Source organism: Kitasatospora sp. NPDC091276 (assembly GCF_040684355.1).
In the GTDB taxonomy this organism is placed as follows: Bacteria; Actinomycetota; Actinomycetes; order Streptomycetales; family Streptomycetaceae; genus Kitasatospora.
Window position 1 is genome coordinate 168,689 of sequence record NZ_JBFBFU010000018.1, and the last position, 22,590, is coordinate 191,278.

Sequence of the window (22,590 nt, forward strand, 5' to 3'; positions counted from 1 at the left end):
GATCTGACGGAGCATTGCCAAGTGGACTAGACCAAGGCTACCCTTACCGCCCCGTACCTCCTCCTCCCCCCACAGGAGGCGTTTCCCCATGCCCGCGAACCTTCCCACCTCTCCCCAGCAGGCGGCCGAGGCCGCCCGCCCGCTCGTCCTGACGGCCTTCCGGGTCGTCGTCGGGCTGCTCTTCGCCTGCCACGGCGCCGCCTCGCTCTTCGGCGTCCTCGGTGGCACCAAGGGCGGCGGCACCGTCCCGCTCGGCCAGTGGCCCGGCTGGTGGGCCGCGCTGATCCAACTGGTCGGCGGCGCCCTGGTGCTGCTCGGCGTCGGCACCCGGACCGCCGCCCTGCTCTGCTCCGGCTCGATGGCGTACGCCTACTTCACCGTTCACCAGGAGCACTCCCTGCTGCCGCTGCAGAACGGTGGCGAACCCTCCGTCATGTTCTGCTGGGCCTTCCTCGCCATCGCGGTGCTCGGCTCCGGCCCCTACGCCCTGGACCGGCTGCTGGCCCGGCGCACCACGGCCGAGCCGGCCGCCCAGCCCGCCCCGGCCGGGGCACACCAGGGCCAGACCGGCTGAGCACCCGGCCCGGCCCAGGGCCCGACGGGCGGCTCGACGGACTGACTGTGCGGGGTCAGTCCTCGGCCAAGTGCCGTTCCACCGAGGCGACCTTGGCGGTGAGCCCGTCGGTGACCCCGGCCCGGTCGTCGATCTTGATGACCGTGCTCACCCGGCCGCTGTAGGCCTTCACCGCCTCGATCGCCGCCCGGATCACCGGCATCACCTCGTCCCACTCCCCCTCGATGCTGGTGAACATCGCGTCGGTCCGGTTGGGCAGTCCGCTCGCCCGGACCACCCGGACGGCTGCTGCCACCGCCTCTCCCACGTCCTCGCCGATCCCCAGCGGGCTCACCGAAAAGGCTGCGATCACGGCTCTGCGCTCCTTCCGCCGACGGCACTCACCGGCGGCACCGGTCGTGGCCGGGACCAGGTTCCGGTCCGGGCCGCGACCAGGCTAACCGGCCTTGCCGGCGCTCACACCACGGTCGGCAGCGGCGGTTCGACCGCGAGCGGAGCAGTGGCGCGGGCCCGGTGCTGGGCGGCCCACGCGGTGAGGGCCACCGTGCAGGCGTGGTCCAGGTGGCGCAGCCCGGACCAGTCGAGTTCCACCGGCCGGTCGGCCGGCAGCCGTTCCAGGGCGTCCAGCAGCCGGGGCAGCCGCAGGAAGGTCGCGTTGCCGGTGAGCCGGACGCGCTGCAGGGCCTCGCCGGACGGCAGGACCAGTTCCTCCAGGCCGATCTGGAGGTGCGAGGTCTGCCAGGCGGACTTGGCCACGGCCAGGCCGATGCCGATCAGCACCCCCTCGAACAGGTCGGTGGCGATGATGGCGCTCGCGGTCACCGCGAGCACCAGCGCCTCGCCCCGGTGGCCGCGGCAGAGTGCGGCGATCCGCCGCAGCGGGACGAGCTTGGCGCCGGCGTGGACCAGGACGGCGGCCAGCGCGGTGAGCGGGACGAGCCCGAGCACGCCGGGCAGCAGCGCGGTGAACAGCAGCAGCCAGAGCCCGTGCAGGGTGCGCGAGGCCTTGGTCCGCGCCCCCGCCTGGACGTTGGCCGCGCTGCGGACGATCACCGCGGTCATCGGAAGGGCGCCGAGCAGCCCGCAGACGGTGTTGCCGATGCCCTGGGAGGTCAGCTCGCGGTCGTAGTCGGTACGCCGGCCGTGGTGCATCCGGTCGACGGCGGCGGCGCTGAACAGCGTCTCGGCGGAGGCGATCAGGGTGAAGGCGACGACCGTGCCGAGGCCGGCGGTGCCCGCCACCGCGCCGAGCGCGGCACGGTCGGGCAGGTGGACGACGTCGAGCAGGCCGGACACCCGGACCCTCGCCACCGGCAGGTCGGCGGCGGCCGTGACGGCGGCGGCCAGCCCGACCGCGGCCAACGGCGCGGGGACGCCGCGGGCGACGCGCCCGGGCAGGTACTTCCAGCCGACCAGCACGAGCAGGGTCGCCAGGCCCAGGGCGATCGCGCTCGGATCGGCCACGCCGGTGACCGCGTCCGCCAGCAGGTCGGGCAGTCCGGCGATCTTCTCCGGCCCGGTGGCCGGGGCGCGGCGGTCGGCGAGCGCGTACAGCTGGCCGAACAGCAGGGTCAGTCCGATGCCGGCCAGCATGCCGTGCACCACCGAGGCGGACATCGCCCGGAACCAGCGGCCGAGCCGGAGCGCTCCCATCGCGATCTGGAGCAGCCCGGTGCCGAGGACGAGCAGGCCGAGGGCGGTGACGCCGAAGCGCTGGACGGCGTCGTAGACCAGGACGGTCAGCCCGGCGGCCGGACCGCTGACCTGGAGGCTGCTGCCGGGCAGGAGGCCGACGACCAGGCCGCCGACGATACCGGTGACCAGACCCAGTTCGGCGGGGACGCCGGAGGCGACCGCCACCCCGACGCACAGCGGCAGGGCGACCAGGAACACCACCAGCGAGGCGGGCAGGTCGTAGCGCCAGGGGACGGCGCGCAGCACGGCGAGCGGGGGCCGGCGGCGGCCCGGCGGGGCGGCCTTGCCGGGGTGGCCCGGCGGGGCCTTGCGGCGGCGGGGCGTTCGGCTCACCCGGTCACCACCGGGGGGCGGGCAGGGAGACAGCGCATGGCGGCGTTCCTTTCGCGCGCCCGCCGCTGCGGGCACGCCGTCACAGGGGGGGGTGAGGAGGTCGCAGGGGGGGTGAGGAGAGGGAAGGGAGGTGGACCGCGCGGAGGGGCGACAGCGGTACGGCCGCGGGTCCGGGCGGACCGGACGGCGGCGGCGGGTGTCGGGTCGGTGCGGCCAGGGGGTGCGTCCCTCGCTCGGGTGCGGCGGACCGGGCACGCTGGTCCTGGACGGGACCGGCCGCCGGAGCTCCCCCGCTCCCGGACCGTCCCGAATCCCCCTGCCACGGCCTCAGTTGGACATCACGGGCCCGGCGTGCCACCGACGGTACCCAGGGGTGCGGGGTGGGCCGACCTCGGGCACCGTCCCTTCACCCGCACTGCACACCGGCCGCGCTTTCCGGCGCGGAACGACCGGCTCCCCGGGCACACCAGCTCGATCGGCGCCCACCTGTACGAACCCGGCCCCGCCTCCCCGCCCCTCGGACGCCTGCGGCGACCTGCGGTTTCACCCCCGGGGCCGGCTTCCACATTCTGTTGGACCTCCCCTTGACGCCCCGCCGAGGCCAGCCGTACCGTATTTCCACATACAGAAACCGCTCTTCCGTATGGTGGAATTCTGGAGATGAGCCCTCCGACCCACTGCGGGCCGACGCAGGAGATACCCGATGCCTCGTATGACAGCCGCCCGCGCGGCCGTGGAGATCCTCAAGCTCGAAGGCGTTGAGGTCGCGTTCGGCGTGCCGGGCGCGGCCATCAACCCGTTCTACGCCGCACTCAAGGCCTCCGGCGGGATCAGGCACACGCTGGCCCGGCACGTCGAGGGCGCCTCCCACATGGCCGAGGGCTACACCCGCGCCAAGGCCGGCAACATCGGCGTCTGCGTCGGCACCTCGGGCCCGGCCGGCACCGACATGATCACCGGCCTGTACTCGGCGATCGCCGACTCCGTCCCGATCCTGTGCATCACCGGCCAGGCCCCCGTCGCCCGCCTGCACAAGGAGGACTTCCAGGCCGTCGACATCGCCTCGATCGCCAAGCCCGTCACCAAGGCCGCCACCACCGTGCTGGAGGCCGCACAGGTCCCCGGCGTGTTCCAGCAGGCCTTCCACCTGATGCGCTCCGGCCGTCCGGGCCCGGTCCTGATCGACCTGCCGATCGACGTCCAGCTGACCGAGATCGACTTCGACCCCGAGGCCTACCAGCCGCTCCCCGTCTACAAGCCCGCCGCCAACCGGATCCAGATCGAGAAGGCGCTCGCACTGCTCCAGGCGTCCGAGCGCCCGCTGATCGTCGCCGGCGGCGGCGTCATCAACGCCGACGCCGCCGAACTGCTGCGGGAGTTCGCCGAGCTGACCGGCGTCCCGGTGGTCCCGACCCTGATGGGCTGGGGCATCGTCCCCGACGACCACGAGCTGAACGCCGGCATGGTCGGCCTCCAGACCTCGCACCGCTACGGGAACGAGAACTTCCTCGCCTCCGACTTCGTCCTGGGCATCGGCAACCGCTGGGCCAACCGCCACACCGGCGGCCTGGACGTCTACACCGCGGGCCGCACGTTCGTCCACGTCGACGTCGAGCCCACCCAGATCGGCAGGATCTTCGCCCCCGACCTCGGCATCGCCTCCGACGCCAAGGCCGCGCTGGAGCTCTTCCTCCAGGTCGCCCAGGAGCTCAAGACCGCCGGGCAGCTCAAGGACCGCGGCGAGTGGGCCGCCGCCACCCAGGACCGCAAGGCCCGGCTCCAGCGCCGCACCCACTTCGACGACGTGCCGCTCAAGCCGCAGCGCGTCTACGAGGAGATGAACAAGGCGTTCGGCCCGGACACCCGCTACGTCACCACCATCGGCCTCTCCCAGATCGCCGGCGCGCAGTTGCTGCACGTCTACCGGCCGCGGCACTGGATCAACTGCGGCCAGGCCGGCCCGCTCGGCTGGACCATCCCGGCCGCGCTCGGCGTCGCCACCGCCGACCCCGAGGGCCAGGTCGTCGCGCTCTCCGGCGACTACGACTTCCAGTTCATGGTCGAGGAGCTGGCCGTCGGCGCCCAGCACCGCATCCCGTACGTCCACGTGCTGGTGAACAACGCGTACCTGGGCCTGATCCGCCAGGCGCAGCGCAACTTCGACATCGACTTCCAGGTCAAGCTGGAGTTCGAGAACATCAACGCGCCGGAGCTGGGCGTCTACGGCGTGGACCACGTCAAGGTCGCCGAGGGCCTGGGCTGCAAGGCGATCCGGGTCACCGAGCCCGAGGGCCTGCTGCCGGCCTTCGAGGAGGCCAAGAAGCTGGCCGCCGAGTTCCGCGTCCCGGTCGTCGTCGAGGCGATCCTGGAGCGGGTCACCAACATCTCGATGGCCGCCGCCGACATCGACAAGGTCAACGAGTGGGAGGAGATCGCCACCCTCCCCGAGCACGCGCCGACCGCCGTCAAGCCGCTCGCGCCCTGATCCCGCAGCGGGCCGCTCGGGGCGGGATCCGGCAGCGGGCCGCTCGGGGCGGGATCCGGCGCGGATCCACCACTGCGCCCCGCCCCGAGTGGCCCGGACACGCACCGGGTACAAACCGGAAGACGCCCGCGCCCGACCTCCGTGCGCGGGCCCGGAGCCCCTGGAGCGGACACCATGCCCTTCAGCATGAGCAAGGCCGAGCGCGAGCGGTTCCTCGCCGCACCGCACGTCGGCATCCTGGCCGTCGACTCCGGCGCCGGAGCGGACCGGGGCCCGCTGGCCGTACCGGTCTGGTACACCTACGTCCCCGGCGGCCTGCTCACCGTCGTCACCGGCCGCGACTCCGTCAAGGCCCGGCGGATCCGCGCCGCCGGGCGGTTCACCCTCTGCGCCCAGCGCGAGCAGGGCCCGGCCGCGTACGTGAGCGTCGAGGGCCCCGTGGTGGCGATCGAGGACCGGCTCGACCGCGACGAGTGGGCCGCCCTCGCGAACCGCTACCTGTCACCCGAGGCCGCGCGCGACTACCTGGCCTCCGCCCGGGAACAGTTGGCCGCCGACATCACCTTCCGGATGCGGCCCGAGCGCTGGTCGAGCGCCGACTTCTCCTCCTTCGGGGCCGACCTGTCACAAGACCGGTAGGTCGGGCTCGGTCCAGGTGGTCGCGGCCACTACGGTGGCCAGGCGACCACCTGTTCCGCACTCCTTTCGAAAGGACCACCACCGTGAGCCTGTACGACATCCCGCTGCGCACCCTCACCGGCGAGCCCACCTCGCTGGCCGACTACAAGGGCAAGGCGCTGCTGATCGTCAACGTCGCCTCCAAGTGCGGCCTGACCCCGCAGTACACCGGCCTGGAGAACCTCCAGCAGCGGTACGCCGCACGCGGGTTCACCGTGCTGGGCTTCCCCTGCAACCAGTTCGCCGGGCAGGAGCCGGGCAGCGCCGAGGAGATCCAGACCTTCTGCTCCACCAGCTACGGCGTCACCTTCCCGCTGTTCGAGAAGATCGACGTCAACGGCGACGACCGGCACCCGCTGTACCGGCAGCTGACCCAGGTCGCCGACGCCGAGGGCGAGACCGGGGACGTCAGCTGGAACTTCGAGAAGTTCCTGATCTCCCCCGACGGCACCGTGGCCGCCCGCCTGCGGCCGCGGGTCGAGCCGGAGTCGGCCGAGCTGATCGCGGCGATCGAGGCCGTCCTCCCGGCCTGATCCCCACCCACCCGCCGACGGACCGGCCCCGGGCACCCGCCCCGGGCCGGTCCGTCGTTCCCCCGGGCCGTCGAGCAGCCCCTCTCGATTGCCGAGTCGGCCTCGACTGAACTGAGCCAGTAGAACTGCGCACTACCCATGTCCGTTCGTCTGGGGGTTCGTCGAGCGGACCGTGGAGAAGACCGAGCTGCTGATGCCGGTGCGGCAGCAGCCACTTCGCAGGCTCGGTCGCCCAGCGCCCGTGCCTCACCAACTCGCGCTGCTCCCACCCTCAGACTGGACGGCGCTGCGGATCCCAGCCGTCGATCGGTGTCCACTCGTGCTCCAGGATCGAGTAGGTGATCGAGTCGCGCCAGGCGCCGTGGACGAAGACGTGATCACGGATCCGCCCGTCCTCGGTCATCCCGGCACGGAGAAGTGTTCGCGCGGATGCTTCGTTGAGCGGAGAGCGGGCGGCCCAGATGCGGTGCAGGCCGAGGACGTCGAAGCCGAGCGCGCACAGCAGGTGTGACCGAACTGATGCCGCAGGCGGAGCAAGTCGTGGGGGAAGTCATCCTTACCCCGGTCCTCGCCCCATGGGGCGATCACATTGGCGCGTTGGATATCCCAAGGGCTACCCAACGCGCCGCCCCGGCCGAGGGTCGGTGGCCAGTCATCTGGTGATCGCGGAGAGCCGCCTTCGCAGGGGCTCCTCCAGGTCGAGGTTGTCGCCTCGAGTAGTGGTCTGCAGCAGTTCAGTGATGACGACAAGCTCGGCGAACTGCCCGGCTGGCGTGCCGAGGATATGGGCGAGTCGGTGACGGACCTGGGCGGCGGTGTCCGGCACGAGGAGGCTGTACGAGTGCAACACTGCCGCGTCGTACCCGGCAGGCGCGACGCCCCAGCCTTCCCAGTCGAGGACCGTCAGGGTTGGGCCCGTGAGGTTGGCCCAGTGCAGGTCACCGTGGGCCGTCGTCCAGGCAGACACCCTGGTGTCCATCGGGATGCCCAGGTACTGGGGCATGGCGCGGTCCAGGTACTCCTGCCGGACCGCGACCCGGTCGCTGGGAACGGCGGCGATGGCGTCGAGGGCGGTGCCGAGTTCGTCCCACCAGGCGCCGTCCAGATCAGGAGCTTTCCGGAGGATCGGCTCGTGAGTGGTGATGGTGGAGGCGATGACCTTCTCGTACAGCTCCGCCAGATAGCCGTGCTCGCCCTCGGTCCAGGTACGTCGCTCCCGCAGGCGCGGCCTGGGTACCGCAGGAGGCATGAGCTGTTCTGCCTCCTGCGGTCCCTCCCAGAGCTTTCCGCCGGCCTTGTCGGACGGGGCGGACACCAGTCGGAGCCAGCCCTCGCCGGACGCCGTGGCGACCGGGCGGCTCAGGGTACGTCCGCGCCAGCCCCACGCTTCGCGCGAGCCGATCGGCGTGGCCTTGAGCGCGGTTGCTGCCGTGGCGTGCATCCCACGCATCCGCCTGGCGGTGCCCGGCTCAGGTTCCGAGTACATCAACAACCCTTCGGAGTACGTCCGGAGACAACGGCGGTCGGCCGACGGTTTCGGCGGCCTGCATCCAGTGTTCCGGGTTCCCCGTCGACAGGAGCACGCGTCTCACCCCTGGGGCTGAAGCCACGACGGCAAGGGCGGTCTCGGCAGAGGTCATACCGGGATTGATCAGCTTGGTCAGTTCCGGGGTCACCACGCCGGGGACCTCACCTCCGTGGAGCGGGGCGGAGGCGAACACCTCCAGTCCCGCATCCAGGGCATCGGCCAACGGGCCGTGTCCGTCGAGAGCCTGGGCGATGGGCGCGAGGTGGACGAGGGAGACCGGGAGCTGGACGGCCCACAGGTGATGATTCGGCCCGCCGGCCCTGGTCGCGAGTTCGATCAGCGTGGGTACATCGAAGAGGCCACTGCTGAAGCCGCGCCAGGTCGCCACTCCATAGGCGCTGATGGTCTGTTGGCTACACGCCTCCTCCAGAGCCAGGAAGGCGTTGTAGAGCCGACCGGTGATCTCGCCGTCCGGGCAGACATGCTCGGGGTTGTGGACGAACACCAGGTCGGGTACCCGGCTGAGCATGAGCTTGGAACGCGCGAGCTGCCAGGCGATGTAGTCCGGGGTGAGGCAGTGCCCGCGCTCGGCGTCCGCCGTGGACAGGGCACCGGCTCGTACCCCGATGTGCCTGGTGCCGGCCGGGACGAAGCCCACCTTCGTGGAGACGCACAGATCCGGGTAGGCAGCCAGAGCCACTGCGAGCGACGCCTCCGCCCGACCGCCTGCGTAGTTGGGCGCCGTGTCCACCCAGTCGGCACCTCGGGAGGCGGCCATCAACGCCGCCTCGGCCACATCGAGGCAACGGTAGGTGCCGAGGCCCAGCCGGGCGGTCATCGAAGGCCTCCGATCGCGGCGGCCTGGCCGTCGACCAGCTCCGTCACGACACCGGCCGCCTGTCCGAGAGCGACGCCCGCGGCCTGCGCGAGATCGGCCAGCCGGTGAGGTTCCCCATCGGCGAGGAGCGCGAGCATCGGCTCGGCCTTGGCGGCGAACGTCCACTCCTCGCCGCCGGCGGTCAGCCGGACGGTGCCGTCGGGCAGGGCAGTGAGAACGGGCCGCGTGGTGACCAGGCGTACCTGCAGGTCGGCATCCGGTGGGGCCGCCGTGATGTGGGGCAGCGACGGCGTGAGCCGGGCTCGCTCGGTGGCGTCGCGAGCGGAGGAGAAGCGGGCGATCAGGTCGTCGCTCTCCAGCTCGGTCGCGAGGAGCTTGCCGATCGCGTCGAGGAAGGCACGCTGCTCCTCTGCGGCCCCGAAGCGCGGGATGTCCGCCCGGACGGTCTCGTGGGCACGCAACATCTCCGACAGCCAGGTGATCAAGTCGGCACCCGTCGTGCTCTGCAGCCCGCACGTGACGTGCAGCGAGTGCCGGCCCTCGGAGGCGGCGACGGCGTGCCACCAGCCCCGAGGCAGATAGAGCACATCGCCGGCGGTGAGAACCAGATCGGCGACGGGCTCTTCGGGCGGCTGCTCGGGCGTCTCGACGTCGCGGTGCATCGGCACCGTACGGGTGGGACCGTAGATGCGCCAGCGCTTCGCGCCGTCGAGCTGGACGACGACCACGTCGTGATCATCCCAGTGGACGCCGAAGCCCTCGGTGCCGGTCCAGGAGGCATACAGGTTGACCTGCAGGCCGGTCCGCAGCCAGCGCTCCAGCTGGCCAGCCAAAGCACCGATACCGAGGTGGAGCTCGTCAACGGCGTCCAGGACCAGCGTGGCACCCTCGGCGAGACGCTTGTGCAACTCGGAGGGCTGGAGCTGGTGCCAGACGGTGTTCCGCCGGGTGGTGATCGGTCGGGAGTACGTGTGCGCGGGCACCTGCTCCCCGTTGGCGGCGAGGCGGAAGCGAGGGGGTTCGAACCGATGCTGGGCCAGGATGGCGTTGAGATCATCCCAGCTCATGAGTCCGGTGAGTGACGCGGCTTCACCGCGTGCGACCTTGAAGCTGCGGCCGAGCGTCTGGGCGAGGAAGTCATCCCCGCCCAGACGCTCAACCACCGAGAAGTACTCGGCGGTCATCGTGATGCAGCCGTCAGTCGTTGGTGTCGGTTCGACCGGTGGAGCCGCCGTCCGATGGCTGCTCGCCACGCGAGCGGGCCGCGGCGACCTTCGCACGGGCGACCAGCAGGCCGTCGTCCTCCGTCTCGGTGCTGGTCGTCAGGTTCTCGGGCATGAAGCACTCCTTCGGGATCATGGGGCGGGCGGCTGCCCAGCCCCGTCGTTGGTGCAGCGATGGATCCGTTGCCAGGACAAAGCCGCTGGCAAGGAACCTCAGGTGCTTGTGCCGCGCGGCTGTTGACCAGCGCGGCCACCTGCATCCCCCCAAGCCCGCGTCGGGGCGGGAGGAAGTCGTGTCAGGCACTGGTCGGGACGACGTCCCGTGCCTTCGGGGCCAGGGCCCTCACCAGCTCGGTGAGTCGCTCGTCGCCCGAGACTGCGGCGGTGGTGCCGACCTCGAACCAGATCCGCTTGCCAGCGGGGTCCGGCTCGGCGCCCCAGTTCGTCGCGAGCGCTGCCACCAGGAACAGTCCTCGCCCGCCGGTGGCGTCGAGATCGACCCCGCCAGCGACCGGCAGTTCGTGGCCGACGTCCGTCACCTCGACGCGCAGCCGTTCACCGTTCCAGGACACGCACACGACGCACGGGGCGTCCGTGTGGCACACGGCGTTGGTGATCAGCTCGCTGGACAGCAACTCGACATCGCGGAGCGCGTCCTCCGCCAGCGGCAAGCCCCAACCGCGCACGGCCCGTATCACCCGCCGCCGGGCGTCCGGCACGGCCTCGGCACTGGGCAGCACGCGAAAGCCGAACGGGGCGGGGGCAGTGGCCTGGCGGGTGGTGACGGACATGAGCGCGGACCTTTCACCGGGACGAGGTCGGCAGCGGGCCGATTCGCGCCGGGATTCACCCGGCAGGTATCTACAGAACCGCCTCCAACGCCGGTGAACCAGAGCAGAATTGAAGCGGCAATGAGGCATCCGTGCTGCAAACCCGGGCATGACCTGGCCTGTTATGGCTACAGACGAACTGACGTACCTCTGGAGGACGCGGGATGGCATCCAGGAGGTCCCGGCTGATCCAGCGCAGGGAGGCGGTCGGCCACACCCAGGAATCTCTGGCTGAGGCCCTCGACGTGGACCGTACGACTGTGGGCCGGTGGGAGAGCGGTAGGGGTACCCCGCAGCCCTGGATGCGGCCGAAACTCGCCCGTGCCCTGGGACTCTCGGCTGACCAGTTGGCCGCCCTGCTGGCAGTACCCCCCGTAGCCGTCGAAGCAGCGCCACAGTCCAGCAGCGTCGGCGATGCGTCGCCTCCTGTGCATGCCCGGCGCACGGACCACGACAACGATCTCGTAGTGGCCGTGGCAGCCGACTCGGCAGAGTCCGCGCTGTTCCTCCGTTTCGCGAGCGCGTCCAACGTGGACGACACTCTGCTCGAACAGATCGACGCGGACATTGCGAGGCTGGCAGGGGACTACGTGAGCAAGCCGGTGTCCGAGCTCTTCCATGACATCGGAACCCTCCGGCGAGGAGTGTTCGACTTACTTCGAGGCCGTCAACGCCCCTACCAGACAGGCCATCTCTACCTGCAGGCCGGACGCCTCTGCGGCCTGGCCACCCACATCGCCCTCGACCTCGGCCAGTACACAGCTGCGGCTACGCATTCGCGAACCGCCTGGCGTTGCGCGGAGTCAGCCGGCCACAACGGTCTCCGGGCCTGGATCCGATCCATCCAGTCCCTGATCGCCTACTGGCAGCAGGACCACCGCCAGGCCGCCAAACTAGCCAGAGCCGGGCTGCCGTATGCGGACAGCGGGACGATCGCAGCCCGCCTGCTCAGCCTTGAAGCACGGGCCACCGCCGCGCTCGGCGACAGCGCGAGCGCGCTACTGGCAGTGGAAGCGGCCGCGGCGGCGCGGAGCGCCGTAGCCGGAGTGGATCTTCCCGGCGTATTCACGTTTCCCGAGGCCAAGCAGTGGACCTACGCCGGCACCGCCCTCCTCGCCCTGGGCAGCCAGGTTCACGTGAACCGTGCCATCGAGGCGTCCTCCAGGGCCATTGCCCTGTACGAGTCCGCACCGCGGCAGGAACAGTCCTCCGGTGACCTGTTGGCGGCCCGCCTCGACCTCGCCAACGCCCACCTCGCCCACGGCGACCTCGACGGCGTGCAGGAGAAGCTCTCGGTGGTGCTGGACGCCGCACCGGACCGGCGAACAGCGAGCATCTCTGCCCGACTTCGAGCCCTGAGCACCCGTCTCGCCGAGCCCGCCTACGCAGGCTCCCCGATCGTCCTGAGTCTCCGCGAGAATGTCAGAGAAGCCTGCTCTCGACCCGCACTCACGAATCCTCCGGAGCTGCCCCAGTGACGAGCAACACCGCACAGCAGGACGCCGCTATCGCCGACAAGGCGATCCTCGCGAACAGCGCCTACGCCGACGGACGCCACCTGGCCGCCCGCCAGTCCATCTACCGGTGGCAGCAGCCGCGGTACGACCTGCCCGGGATCGTCCTCGAAGAGCTGGCCGGCACAAGCGGGATCGTCCTGGACGCCGGGTGCGGCAACGGCAAGTTCGTCAGCCGCCTGCACAAGGATCGCCCGGACCTTCAGGTCGTCGGGATGGACATTTCGGCGGGCATCCTCGCCGACGTCGAGAAGCCGGTCCTGGTAGCCGACGCCCAGGCCCTGCCCTTCGCCGACGACAGCGCCGACGCCGTGTTGGCCCTGCACATGCTGTACCACGTCAGCGATATCGAGGCCACGATCGAGGAACTGGCCCGCGTCCTCCGGCCTGGCGGTGTGCTCATCGCCTCGACCAACAGCACCATCGATAAAAAGGAGTTGGACCGGCTCTGGGCCCGGGCCGCAGGCGACATCCTCGGGATTCCCGAGGGGCCGGCGCGGGTTTCCCTCAGCTCCCGCTTCTCCCTGGAAAAGGCCCCCGGCTACCTCGGAACAGCGTTCAAGGACATCCGGGTGCGGGAACTGCCTGGCGCCATCGAGATCACCGATCCTGCGCCGATCGTTTCCCACCTCGCCTCCTACGAAGCGTGGGCTGACCAATGCGGCGTCCCTTTCCGCGAGACGGTCAGTCGGGCGGCAGAGATCGCTGCCGCCGCCATCAAGACAGAAGGCTCATTCAAGATCACGTGCCTCGGTGGCATTCTGACTTGTAGGCGGTAAGGCGGCCGAGCGACGTGGTCACTGCCTAAAACGACAAGGTGGTTTCCTCGCGTCATCATGGCTGCTCTGGTCCATCTGGACTCCTCCAGGGCGAAAAGAGCAGTCGTTCATATGCCGTCCGGTCGGCCTGATCCCCACCCGCCGACGGGGAGGGCCGCAGGTGGCGACCCTCCCCGTCACAGCAACAGGCGGGTCCCCGGTGGGAGTTCACCGGATTCGGCGGCGTGGTGCAGATGCGCCAGCAGGGTCGTACGCAGGGCCCCTGCGGCGCGGGTGAGCGGCACTTCGTGGCCGTGGGCGACGGCGATGGTGCGGCCCAGGCCCGGCCCGGCGAAGGGGATGACCGCGAGGCCCGAGCGGGCCGCGACCATCCCGGGGACGACCGCGGGCCCGAGTCCGGCCCGGACGAAGCCGAGGACCGCGTCCATCTCGCCGCCCTCCACCGCGAACTCCGGCTCGAAGCCGGCCGCCCGGCAGGCTGCCAACGCCGCCTCCCGGACGTCGTAGCCCTCCCGGAACATCACCAGCGGGCGCCCCTTGAGCTCCGCCACCCGGACCTTGCGCCGGGTCCGTCGCTCGGCGGAGACCAGCACCAGCTCCTCGTGCAGCAGCTCGGTGACGGCCAGCGCCGGTGCGGCCTCCCCGCTCGGCGGGGTGATGATCAGCGCGAGGTCCAGCTCCCCCGCCGCCAGCCAGCGCACCAGATCGCGCGAGCCGCCCTCCCGGACCACCAGCGCCACCCCCGGGTAGCGGTCCCGGAACAGCCGCAGCACGTCCGGCACCAGGCTGGTGCACAGGCTCGGCGGCGCGCCCAGCCGCACCCGGCCGCGGCGCAGCTGGACCGTCTCCTGGACGGCCAGCCGGGCGCTCTCGGTGTCCGCGAGGATGCGCCGGGCCAGCGGCAGCAGTGCCTCCCCCGCATCGGTCAGGGCGATGTTGCCCCGGGTGCGGTGGAACAGCTCGGCGCCCAACTCCCGTTCCAGTGAACGGATCTGCTGGGAGAGCGAGGGCTGGGCGACGTGTGCCGCCTCGGCGGCCCGGGTGAAGTGGCGGGTCTCGGCGACGGCCAGGAAGTAGCGGAGTTGCTGGAGCTGCACCCGGCCAGGATAGGCCGCATTGATAGGCCAGGGCTATTGTCACGAGCCGTAGCATGTCTTGGACGCACCCTGGCGTTCGTCCCTACCGTTGCAGCCATGACAACCGCGACTCGGACGGCCCGGCATCCGTCCACCCTGGCGACGCTCTGGCGGTCGACCGTCGGCAAGAAGGCGGTCATGGCCGTCACCGGACTGGCCATGCTGCTCTACCTGGTCGCGCACATGCTGGGCAACCTCAAGGTGTTCGCCGGCCCGGACGACATCAACGGCTACGCGACCTGGCTGCGCACCATCGGCCAGCCGTTCCTGGGCCACGAGTGGTTCCTGTGGATCGCCCGCTTCGGCCTGCTCGCCGCCGTCCTGCTGCACGGCGTGTCCGCCTACCAGCTCAGCCGCCGCGACCTCGCCGCCCGACCGAGCAAGTACGTCCACAAGCGCCGCCGGGCGAGCTACGCGACCCGGACCATGCGCTGGGGCGGGGTGATCCTGGCGCTGTTCATCGTCTGGCACATCCTCGACCTGACCACGCTGACCGTGAACCCCGCCGCCGAACACGGCCGCCCGTACCAGAACATCGTGGCCTCCTTCGGCCAGTGGTACAGCTGCGTGATCTACATCGTCGCGATGCTCGCCGTCGGCCTGCACATCCGGCACGGCTTCTGGAGCGCCGCGCAGACCCTCGGTGCCAACAACGCCCGCCGGGACCGGGCGCTCAAGCTGACCGCCAACGGCCTGGCGCTCGTGCTGACCGCCGGCTTCCTGTCCGTCCCCGTGGCCGTGATGTTCGGAGTCGTCAAATGAGCTACCTGGACTACACCGTCGGCGAGCCCGTCGCCGACACCAAGGCCCCCGCCGGGCCGATCGAACAGCGCTGGGACCAGCGGCGGTTCGAGGCCAAGCTGGTCAACCCGGCCAACCGGCGCAAGCACACCGTGATCGTGGTCGGCACCGGCCTGGCCGGCGGCGCGGCCGGCGCCACCCTGGCCGAACAGGGCTACCACGTCGTCCAGTTCTGCTTCCAGGACTCCCCGAGGCGCGCTCACTCGATCGCCGCCCAGGGCGGCATCAACGCGGCCAAGAACTACCGCAACGACGGCGACTCGATCCGCCGGCTGTTCTACGACACCGTCAAGGGCGGCGACTTCCGCGCCCGCGAGTCCAACGTGCACCGGCTCGCCCAGGTGTCGGTCGAGATCATCGACCAGTGCGTCGCCCAGGGCGTCCCGTTCGCCCGCGAGTACGGCGGCCTGCTGGACACCCGCTCCTTCGGCGGCGTGCAGGTCTCCCGCACCTTCTACGCGCGCGGCCAGACCGGCCAGCAGCTGCTGCTCGGCGCCTACCAGGCGCTGTCCCGGCAGATCGCCGCCGGGAACGTGGAGATCCACCCGCGCACCGAGATGCTCGACCTGCTGGTCGTCGACGGCCGGGCGCGCGGCATCGTCGCCCGCGACCTGGTCACCGGCGCGATCAGCACCCACACCGCCGACGCCGTGGTCCTCGCCAGCGGCGGCTACGGCAACGTCTTCTACCTCTCCACCAACGCCAAGAACTCCAACGCCACCGCGATCTGGCGGGCCCACCGGCGCGGCGCCCACTTCGCCAACCCGTGCTTCACCCAGATCCACCCCACCTGCATCCCGCGCTCCGGCGACCACCAGTCCAAGCTCACCCTGATGAGCGAGTCGCTGCGCAACGACGGCCGGATCTGGGTGCCCAGGGCCCAGGGCGACACCCGGCCGCCGGCCGAGATCCCCGAGGACGAGCGGGACTACTACCTGGAGCGGATCTACCCGGCCTTCGGCAACCTGGTGCCGCGCGACATCGCCTCCCGGGCCGCCAAGAACGTCTGCGACGAGGGCCGCGGCGTCGGCCCCGGCGGGCAGGGCGTCTACCTGGACTTCGCCGACGCCATCCGCCGGCTGGGCCGGGACGCCGTCGCCGCCAAGTACGGCAACCTGTTCGACATGTACGAGCGGATCACCGCGGAGGACCCGTACCGGGTCCCGATGCGGATCTACCCCGCGATCCACTACACGATGGGCGGACTCTGGGTCGACTACGACCTGCAGACCACCGTCCCCGGCTTGTTCGCCGTCGGGGAGGCCAACTTCTCCGACCACGGCGCCAACCGGCTCGGCGCCAGCGCGCTCATGCAGGGCCTCGCCGACGGCTACTTCGTCCTGCCGCCCACCCTGAACGACTACCTGGCCCGCAACCCGCTGCCCGCCGTCCCCGCCGACCACCCGGCGGTCACCGAGGCCGAGGCCGAGGTCGAGGACCGGCTGAACCTCATCCTCGCGGTGGACGGCGACCGCACCCCCGACTCCTTCCACCGCGAACTCGGCGAACTCCTCTGGGACGAGTGCGGGATGGCCCGCGACGAGGCCGGACTGCGTCGGGCCCTGGCGCGGATCCCGCAGCTGCGCGAGGAGTTCTGGCGCCGGATCAAGGTGCCCGGCACCGGGCAGGAGCTCAACCAGTCGCTGGAGAAGGCCAACCGGCTCGTCGACTACTTCGAGCTCGCCGAACTCATGTGCCTGGACGCCCTGCACCGCGCCGAGTCGTGCGGCGGCCACTTCCGCACCGAGAGCCAGACGCCCGACGGCGAGGCCGCCCGGCGCGACGAGGAGTACGGCTACGCCGCCGCCTGGGAGTTCACCGGCACCGGGACCGCCCCCGTCCTCCACCGCGAGGCCCTCGACTTCGCGTACGTCCACCCCACCCAGCGGAGCTACGCATGAACCTCACCCTGCGCATCTGGCGCCAGCCGGGCCCGGACGCCCCCGGGTCGATGACGACCTACCAGGTCGGCGGCATCAGCCCCGACATGTCCTTCCTGGAGATGCTCGACAGCCTGAACGAGGAGCTGATCACCAGCGGGGACCAGCCCGTGGCCTTCGACCACGACTGCCGCGAGGGCATCTGCGGCGCCTGCGGCATGGTCATCAACGGCCAGGCCCACGGCCCCGAGCGGACCACCACCTGCCAGCTGCACATGCGGCACTTCCGGGACGGCGACACCATCGACGTCGAGCCGTGGCGGGCGGCGGCCTTCCCGGTGGTCAAGGACCTGGTGGTGGACCGCTCCGCCTTCGACCGGATCATCGGCTCCGGCGGCTACATCTCCGCCCCCACCGGCAGCGCCCCCGACGCGCACGCCACGCCCGTCCCCAAGGAGGCCGCCGACACCGCCTTCGAACACGCCGAGTGCATCGGCTGCGGCGCCTGCGTGGCGGCCTGCCCGAACGGCTCGGCGATGCTGTTCACCTCCGCCAAGGTGGTCCACCTCAACGTGCTCCCCCAGGGCGCGCCGGAGCGCGCCTCCCGGGTGCGGAACATGGTCACGGCGATGGACGCCGAGGGCTTCGGCGGCTGCACCAACACCGGCGAGTGCGCCACCGCCTGCCCCAAGGGCATCCCGCTGCCCAGCATCGCCGCGATGAACCGCGAATTCCTGCGGGCCGCGCGCGGTTGACGGGCCACGCCGTCGGCCCCGTGCCCCCGGGCGCGGGGCCGACGGCGTGCAGCGGGGCGTACGGGGCATTCGCACGCTCCCCCGAGGGGTGGTGGATCGTCAGGTCCCGCGCCCGTAGCCGGGAATTCGCGCTACCGTGGTGCTCCGCTACGGAAGGACGGCATATGCCCGAGGTTCAGTCCTGTTCCGGTTGCGGCGGGTCCGGGGGGACCCAGAAGACCGAAGCCACGGTCGAACGGGACGAGGAAGGGAGCATGGTGCCGAGGATCCACACCTTCTGGTCGCCCTGCGGTCGGTGCCACGGATCCGGGACGGTGATCGCCGGATGAGGCTGGTCTTCGAGTGTGTCGAGTGCGGCGCACACTACCTTCCGCCCGAGAGCATGGCGTACCCGGACGGGCCCGCCTCCCCGATCTGGTGCTCGCGCTGCCAGGCGGCCAAACGGTCCGCCGGCGTCCGGGAGGACCCGCTGCTCACCCGCGTGGCCCTGGCCGCCGCCCGGGCCGCACTCGCCCGGCACACCGCCGAGGGCGAGCCCGTCGCGCGCGCCGACGTCCGCCCGTCCCGGCCGCCGCTGTCCCGCCGGGCCCACTCCGGCCCGGGCGGGGTGCGCAGCAAGCTGAGCTGAGCCCCCAGCCCCCGCGCTCGCGCTCGCGCTCGCGAGGAACCGTCCCAGCCCGGCGGCGTCCCTGGCCCGCTCTAGAAGAGCGCCTCCTGGGTGTCCGGCTCCGGCGGGCGGACCCGCTCCTCCAGGGCCACCCCGGACGTCGGACGGCCGGAGACGGGCGCGAGCGTCCAGCCGGTGAGCAGCCGGGTGTCCAGCAGCAGCGGCCCCGAGCCGTCGGCCTGGTCCAGGAACAGGTGGCGGCCCACCGGCGGCCGCAGGGTGCCCGCGATCACCGCCCCGTCGGCCAGGCCGCCGACCTGCCGGTACGCCTCCGGGGCGCCGTCGGACAGCCCGAACCGCGCCACGTGGTCGACCACCGGGCGCTCGGCGAGCAGTTCCAGCGCGTGGCCGGCCAGCAGGCGGTGCGCCTGCGCCCGGGCCTCGGTCAGCACGGCCCGGCGGTACGGCTCGTCGCCGTGCGCCCACCAGTGCTCGGTCTTCAGCCTGGCCTTGAACCGCTCGCGCGCCAACCCGGAGGCGGCGACGGTGAGTTCGGCGCGCCGGATGGCCGGCAGCCCGCCCCGGGCGGTGAACGCGTAGGCCAGTGCGCCCTGTTCGAGCAGTCGGCTGTCGCCGCGCTGCTCGGCGGTCAGCCCGACCTTCAGCAGGCCGTCGCCGAACCAGGCGAGGTAGAGCAGGTACGTCCGGCCGTCGTCGAGGATCTGGTCCCGGGCGAGGGCCAGGCCACGGTCGACGCTCTGGCAGGCCGGGCACTGCACTGCGGCGCCGTCCGACGCGATCACCGCGTGGTGCGGGCACGGGGTGCGCTCCGCCGCCCCGGCCAGCCAGGCGCCGGTGCAGCGGCGCGGCCCGCCCAGCAGCCAGCCGACCTCCGCGCCGGGCGTGACGGCCCGCTCGTGCGCCTGGCCTGCGCGCACGGCGCCGAGCAGGGCGCGGCCCTCGTGCCAGCTCAGCCCGGTGGAGACCCAGCCGGCGGGCCGGTCCGGGTGCTGCGGTGCGATCGTCACGGGCATCCCTCCCTCTCGAACCAGTGCAGAGTACCCGCCACCCCTGACAGTGCTCCCCCTGACAGTGCTCCCCGTGACAGTGCCCCCTGCTAGCCTCCGCGATCATGACGCCCGACACCGCCGCCCAGTCCCCCGTCACCGCCGACGACCTCGCGCTCGTCCTCCGGCTCGCCGCCACCACCCTGCGCGCGGCACCCGCGGACGCCGACTGGTCCCAGCCCGCCGGAACGGTCACCTGGGACTGCTGGACCACCGTCGAGCACCTCGCCGACGACCTGCTCGCCTACGCCGCCCAGCTCGGCCCGGCCGCCCCGCCGCGCGAGCGGTACGTCCCCTTCGCCACCGAGCGCCGCTTCCCCGGCGGGCCGAACAACTTCGTCCGCGCCGACCGCGCGAGCGGGCCCGACGGGCTGATCGAGGTGCTGGAGGCGAGCGGCGGGCTGATGGTCGCGATCGCCCGCGCCGCCACGCCCGAGGTCCGCGCCTACCACCCGTGGGGTGTCGCCGACCCGGCCGGGTTCGTCGCGATGAGCCTGGTCGAGACGCTGGTGCACCTGCACGACGTGGCCCAGGGCCTCGGCCTGCCCTGGGATCCCCCGGCCGACCTCTGCCGCCGCGTCCTCGCCCGCCTCTTCCCCGACGTCCCCGTCACCTCCGCCGACGCCCCCTGGCCGACCCTCCTGTGGGCCACCGGCCGCACCGCGCTGCCCGGCCGGCCGCTGCGCACCGACTGGCGCTGGCACGCCCGGCCCGAGGACGCCCCCCAGGTGCACTGACCGGTGCAGTGCAGCCGCGCTGCTCCCGGGGCTTGGCCCGGTGGGGTGTTCACGTTCTATTGTTGCGGGCGCGGTTGGCGGCGCGGCCGGGAGGCGGGCGGCGCGACCGGTCCGGCGTGCAATGGAGGGGTGGACGGTGGCGGGGCGGCGGAACGACGGAGTGCTGGCGATCTGGGCGGAGGCGCAGCGGCAGCAGCAGCGCCGGGAGGAGGCCCGCTGGCGTGCCGAGGCGGCGCAGCAGCGCCGGCTGGAGCGCGAGCAGCGGGATGAGCAGCGGGCGACGGCCCGCAACGAGCGGGAGGCGCAGCGGGCGTACCAGCAGTCCCGGGAGGCGGAGGCGGCCCGGCTGACGGCCGAACTGGACGCCCGGGTCGAGGAGTTGCGCGGGCTGCTGGCCGCCGGGCTGGCGGCGCCGGCGTTCGGCCCGCAGGCACTGCTGGCCCCGCGCCCGGTGCCGCCGTTCGACCCGGGCCCGCTGGGTCGGCCGGTGGAGCTGCCCGATCAGGGCGGCCCGAAGTACCACGTGCCGCCGCCGGACCAGGTGCAGGCGCGCAATCCGGGGGTGCGGCGGCAGTACGAGCAGTACCTGGCGCAGGCCCGGGCCCGGTTCGAGCAGGACTGGTACGCCGCCCAGGCGCAGGAGGCCGACCGGCAGCGCCGGCTGGCCGTGTACCACCAGGAGTACCTGGCCTGGGCGGCGCAGTTCCGCCGCCAGGACGAGGACCGCGCCGCCCGTACCGAGGAGTTGCTGCGGCGGCTGCGCGCGGGCGAGCCGGAGGCGGTGCAGGAGTACTTCACCGCCGGCCTGTACGCCTCGGCGGCCTGGCCGGAGGGCTTCCCGCACCGGCTGGTGGCGGCCTGGGAGGCGTCGACCCGGCAACTGGTGGTGAACTGGGAGCTGCCCGGCCCGGACGTGGTGCCGGCCGCCGGCCGGGTGCGGTACGTGAAGACGGACGACCGCGAGGCGGAGGTGGCCCGCCCGGCGACGGAGCGCAAGGCGCTGTACCGGGAGGTGCTGGCGCAGTCGGCGCTGCGGCTGGCGGCGGAGCTGTTCCGGGCGGACCGGGACGGGATGCTGGACTCGGTGGTGCTGAACGGCTTCGTCCTGGGCATCGACCCGGCGACCGGCCGGGAGGCGGAGCGCTTCCTGTCCACCCTGACCGCCTCCCGGGCCGAGTTCGCCGGGCTGGCGCTGGACCGGGTGGCGCCGGTGGACTGCTTCCAGGGCCTGGGCGGCAAGCTGTCGGCGCGCCCGGAGCGGCTGGACGAGGTGCGGCCGGACCGGCTGCCGGAGACGGTCGGCGGGAGCCTGGCCGGGCACGGCGGCGACGGCGACCCGGACCTGTTCGAGATGGACCCGATCGAGTTCGAGGAGCTGATCGCCGAGCTGTTCCGGCTGCGCGGCTTCCGGGTGATGACCACGGCCCGCAGCGGCGACGTCGGGGTGGACGTGGTCGCCGAGGACCTGGACCCGGTGACCGGCGGCAAGATCGTGATCCAGGCCAAGCGCTACCGCAAGACGGTGCCCCCGACGGCCGTGCGCGACCTGGAGTCGACCGTCCGGCACCACGGGGCGAACAAGGGCATCCTGGTGACCACCGCCGGCTTCGGCCGCGGCTCGTACAGCTACATCGAGGGGAAGCCGCTGACGCTGGTCAGCGGGCCGGAACTGGTGGAGCTGCTGGCCGAGCAGGGGCTGCGGGGGCGGCTCGGCGGCGGCTCCGCGGAACAGGAGAAGCCCGCGCCGGCGGCCGCGCCGACGGATCGTCACAGCAGCCTGACGGTCAGCTGGCAGAGCCGGACGGCCGGCGGCGACGCGGTGGAGCTGGACGTCACCGCGTTCCTGTGCGCCGCCGGGCGGGTGCTGAGCGACGAGCACTTCGTGTTCTTCAACAACCCGCAGGACCCGGACGGCGCCGTGCGGCTGCACCCCACCCACTCGGTGCCGGGCGAGCCGGCCCGGGCGGTCCGGCTGACCCTGGACCTGGAGCGGCTGGCGGCCACGGTGGACGAGGTGGTGGTCGCCGTCTCCACCGAGGAGGAGGAGCCGCGGGCCCTGCCGCTCGGCTACGTGCACGGTGTCGCCCTGGCGGCGACGTACGGTCCGGGCGCGGCCGGTCCGGTGGAGTGGGCGGCCGGCACCGGCGGCGTGCCGGACAGCGCGATGCTCATGGGTTCGTTCCAGCGTGCGGGCGACGGTTGGCAGTTCAGCCCGTCGGGCCGCGCGGTGACGAACGGTCTGCTCGGGCTGGCGGGCGCGTTCGGCGTCGCGGTGGAGTAGCACGGGACCATCGTCCGCAGCACGGGGACCATGGTCCTCAGGGGTCGGTGTCATACCTGAGGAGGAGAAGACCCCCGCCGAGCCGCCGAGACGGCGGGGGTCGCCCCTCCTCGGGACATACGCATCGCGCTCGAACGGATTGGGAGGATGGAACGGAACCCCGAATGTCCGTTCCCGCCCTCAGGAGCACCCCCGTGACGACCCCCGCAACCGCCGTCCGTACCGGCCTGGCGGCCGCCCGCGCCACCGGCCTCAACAAGGTCTACGGGGACGGGGAGACCCGCGTCGTGGCCCTCGACAACGTCAGCGTCGACTT

22 protein-coding genes are annotated in these 22,590 nt (G+C 72.3%); 12 read left to right on the forward strand and 10 right to left on the reverse strand.

The genetic code is table 11. The annotated features are described in order from the left end of the window. Positions 1–88: 88 nt before the first annotated feature. Positions 89–574, forward strand: a complete 486-nt coding sequence (locus AB0O19_RS23150; protein WP_363587298.1) for a DoxX family protein — start codon at positions 89–91, stop codon at positions 572–574. 55 nt (positions 575–629) lie between these two features. Here the strand turns inward: AB0O19_RS23150 and AB0O19_RS23155 are convergent, their stop codons facing one another. Together AB0O19_RS23155 and AB0O19_RS23160 are read right to left on the reverse strand one after the other, a co-directional pair. Then, positions 630–926 (reverse strand): MTH1187 family thiamine-binding protein, encoded by a 297-nt coding sequence (locus tag AB0O19_RS23155; protein WP_363621933.1) that lies wholly within the window; start codon positions 924–926, stop codon positions 630–632. A 104-nt stretch (positions 927–1,030) separates the two neighbouring features. Continuing rightward, positions 1,031–2,515 (reverse strand): SulP family inorganic anion transporter, encoded by a 1,485-nt coding sequence (locus tag AB0O19_RS23160; protein ID WP_363621965.1) that lies wholly within the window; start codon positions 2,513–2,515, stop codon positions 1,031–1,033. 790 nt (positions 2,516–3,305) lie between these two features. Between AB0O19_RS23160 and gcl the strand changes: the two genes are divergently transcribed. From gcl to AB0O19_RS23175, 3 genes are all read left to right on the forward strand, one after another. Then, entirely contained in the window at positions 3,306–5,087 is a 1,782-nt protein-coding gene (gene gcl, locus AB0O19_RS23165) for a glyoxylate carboligase (RefSeq protein ID WP_363621935.1), read from the forward strand. 174 nt (positions 5,088–5,261) lie between these two features. Then, complete coding sequence (locus tag AB0O19_RS23170; protein ID WP_363621937.1) at positions 5,262–5,726, forward strand: pyridoxamine 5'-phosphate oxidase family protein; 465 nt, start codon at positions 5,262–5,264, stop codon at positions 5,724–5,726. 83 nt (positions 5,727–5,809) lie between these two features. Next, the gene (locus tag AB0O19_RS23175; protein WP_363621939.1) at positions 5,810–6,298 is read left to right on the forward strand and encodes a glutathione peroxidase; all 489 of its coding nucleotides are present in this window, start codon (positions 5,810–5,812) and stop codon (positions 6,296–6,298) included. 271 nt (positions 6,299–6,569) lie between these two features. On the opposite strand, the gene AB0O19_RS23180 is transcribed toward AB0O19_RS23175, so the two are convergent. From AB0O19_RS23180 to AB0O19_RS23205, 6 genes are all read right to left on the reverse strand, one after another. After that, on the reverse strand, positions 6,570–6,701 hold the full coding sequence (locus AB0O19_RS23180; protein ID WP_363587293.1) for a hypothetical protein: 132 nt from the start codon (positions 6,699–6,701) through the stop codon (positions 6,570–6,572). Positions 6,702–6,950: 249 nt separating this feature from the next. Beyond that, positions 6,951–7,739, reverse strand: a complete 789-nt coding sequence (locus tag AB0O19_RS23185) for a hypothetical protein (protein ID WP_363587292.1) — start codon at positions 7,737–7,739, stop codon at positions 6,951–6,953. 28 nt (positions 7,740–7,767) lie between these two features. Next, positions 7,768–8,664 carry an aldo/keto reductase gene (locus AB0O19_RS23190; protein ID WP_363621941.1) on the reverse strand — a complete coding sequence of 299 codons (897 nt, stop codon included), beginning with the start codon at positions 8,662–8,664 and terminating at the stop codon, positions 7,768–7,770. Continuing rightward, a complete protein-coding gene (locus AB0O19_RS23195; RefSeq protein WP_363587290.1) occupies positions 8,661–9,848 on the reverse strand; it encodes a cupin domain-containing protein in 1,188 nt (395 codons plus the stop codon). The genes AB0O19_RS23190 and AB0O19_RS23195 overlap by 4 nt, the downstream gene beginning before the upstream one ends. 13 nt (positions 9,849–9,861) lie before the next feature. Further along, positions 9,862–10,002, reverse strand: a complete 141-nt coding sequence (locus tag AB0O19_RS23200) for a hypothetical protein (RefSeq protein WP_363587289.1) — start codon at positions 10,000–10,002, stop codon at positions 9,862–9,864. A 181-nt stretch (positions 10,003–10,183) separates the two neighbouring features. Beyond that, positions 10,184–10,678 (reverse strand): ATP-binding protein, encoded by a 495-nt coding sequence (locus AB0O19_RS23205; RefSeq protein ID WP_363587288.1) that lies wholly within the window; start codon positions 10,676–10,678, stop codon positions 10,184–10,186. Positions 10,679–10,881: 203 nt separating this feature from the next. Between AB0O19_RS23205 and AB0O19_RS23210 the strand changes: the two genes are divergently transcribed. Together AB0O19_RS23210 and AB0O19_RS23215 are read left to right on the forward strand one after the other, a co-directional pair. Then, entirely contained in the window at positions 10,882–12,195 is a 1,314-nt protein-coding gene (locus AB0O19_RS23210) for a helix-turn-helix transcriptional regulator (RefSeq protein ID WP_363621943.1), read from the forward strand. Next, entirely contained in the window at positions 12,192–13,010 is an 819-nt protein-coding gene (locus tag AB0O19_RS23215) for a class I SAM-dependent methyltransferase (protein ID WP_363621945.1), read from the forward strand. The genes AB0O19_RS23210 and AB0O19_RS23215 overlap by 4 nt, the downstream gene beginning before the upstream one ends. A 176-nt stretch (positions 13,011–13,186) precedes the next feature. Here the strand turns inward: AB0O19_RS23215 and AB0O19_RS23220 are convergent, their stop codons facing one another. Continuing rightward, positions 13,187–14,107 (reverse strand): LysR substrate-binding domain-containing protein, encoded by a 921-nt coding sequence (locus tag AB0O19_RS23220; RefSeq protein WP_363621946.1) that lies wholly within the window; start codon positions 14,105–14,107, stop codon positions 13,187–13,189. A gap of 96 nt (positions 14,108–14,203) precedes the next feature. On the opposite strand from AB0O19_RS23220, the gene AB0O19_RS23225 reads away from it, so the two are divergent. The 4 genes from AB0O19_RS23225 (at position 14,204) to AB0O19_RS23240 (ending at position 18,210) form a co-directional block, all read left to right on the forward strand. Then, positions 14,204–14,908, forward strand: a complete 705-nt coding sequence (locus AB0O19_RS23225; protein ID WP_363621948.1) for a succinate dehydrogenase cytochrome b subunit — start codon at positions 14,204–14,206, stop codon at positions 14,906–14,908. Next, entirely contained in the window at positions 14,905–16,848 is a 1,944-nt protein-coding gene (locus AB0O19_RS23230) for a fumarate reductase/succinate dehydrogenase flavoprotein subunit (RefSeq protein ID WP_363621950.1), read from the forward strand. Before AB0O19_RS23225 ends, AB0O19_RS23230 begins: the two co-directional genes overlap by 4 nt. Then, entirely contained in the window at positions 16,845–17,582 is a 738-nt protein-coding gene (locus AB0O19_RS23235; protein WP_363587282.1) for a succinate dehydrogenase/fumarate reductase iron-sulfur subunit, read from the forward strand. Before AB0O19_RS23230 ends, AB0O19_RS23235 begins: the two co-directional genes overlap by 4 nt. A gap of 382 nt (positions 17,583–17,964) precedes the next feature. Further along, positions 17,965–18,210, forward strand: a complete 246-nt coding sequence (locus tag AB0O19_RS23240; RefSeq protein WP_363621952.1) for a hypothetical protein — start codon at positions 17,965–17,967, stop codon at positions 18,208–18,210. Positions 18,211–18,281: 71 nt separating this feature from the next. Here the strand turns inward: AB0O19_RS23240 and AB0O19_RS23245 are convergent, their stop codons facing one another. Continuing rightward, complete coding sequence (locus tag AB0O19_RS23245; RefSeq protein WP_363621954.1) at positions 18,282–19,217, reverse strand: DUF2797 domain-containing protein; 936 nt, start codon at positions 19,215–19,217, stop codon at positions 18,282–18,284. Between the two features lie 104 nt (positions 19,218–19,321). On the opposite strand from AB0O19_RS23245, the gene AB0O19_RS23250 reads away from it, so the two are divergent. Both AB0O19_RS23250 and AB0O19_RS23255 read left to right on the forward strand, forming a co-directional pair. After that, positions 19,322–19,993 (forward strand): maleylpyruvate isomerase N-terminal domain-containing protein, encoded by a 672-nt coding sequence (locus AB0O19_RS23250; protein ID WP_363621955.1) that lies wholly within the window; start codon positions 19,322–19,324, stop codon positions 19,991–19,993. Positions 19,994–20,129: 136 nt separating this feature from the next. Next, the gene (locus AB0O19_RS23255; protein ID WP_363621957.1) at positions 20,130–22,274 is read left to right on the forward strand and encodes a restriction endonuclease; all 2,145 of its coding nucleotides are present in this window, start codon (positions 20,130–20,132) and stop codon (positions 22,272–22,274) included. The last annotated feature ends 316 nt before the right edge of the window (positions 22,275–22,590 follow it).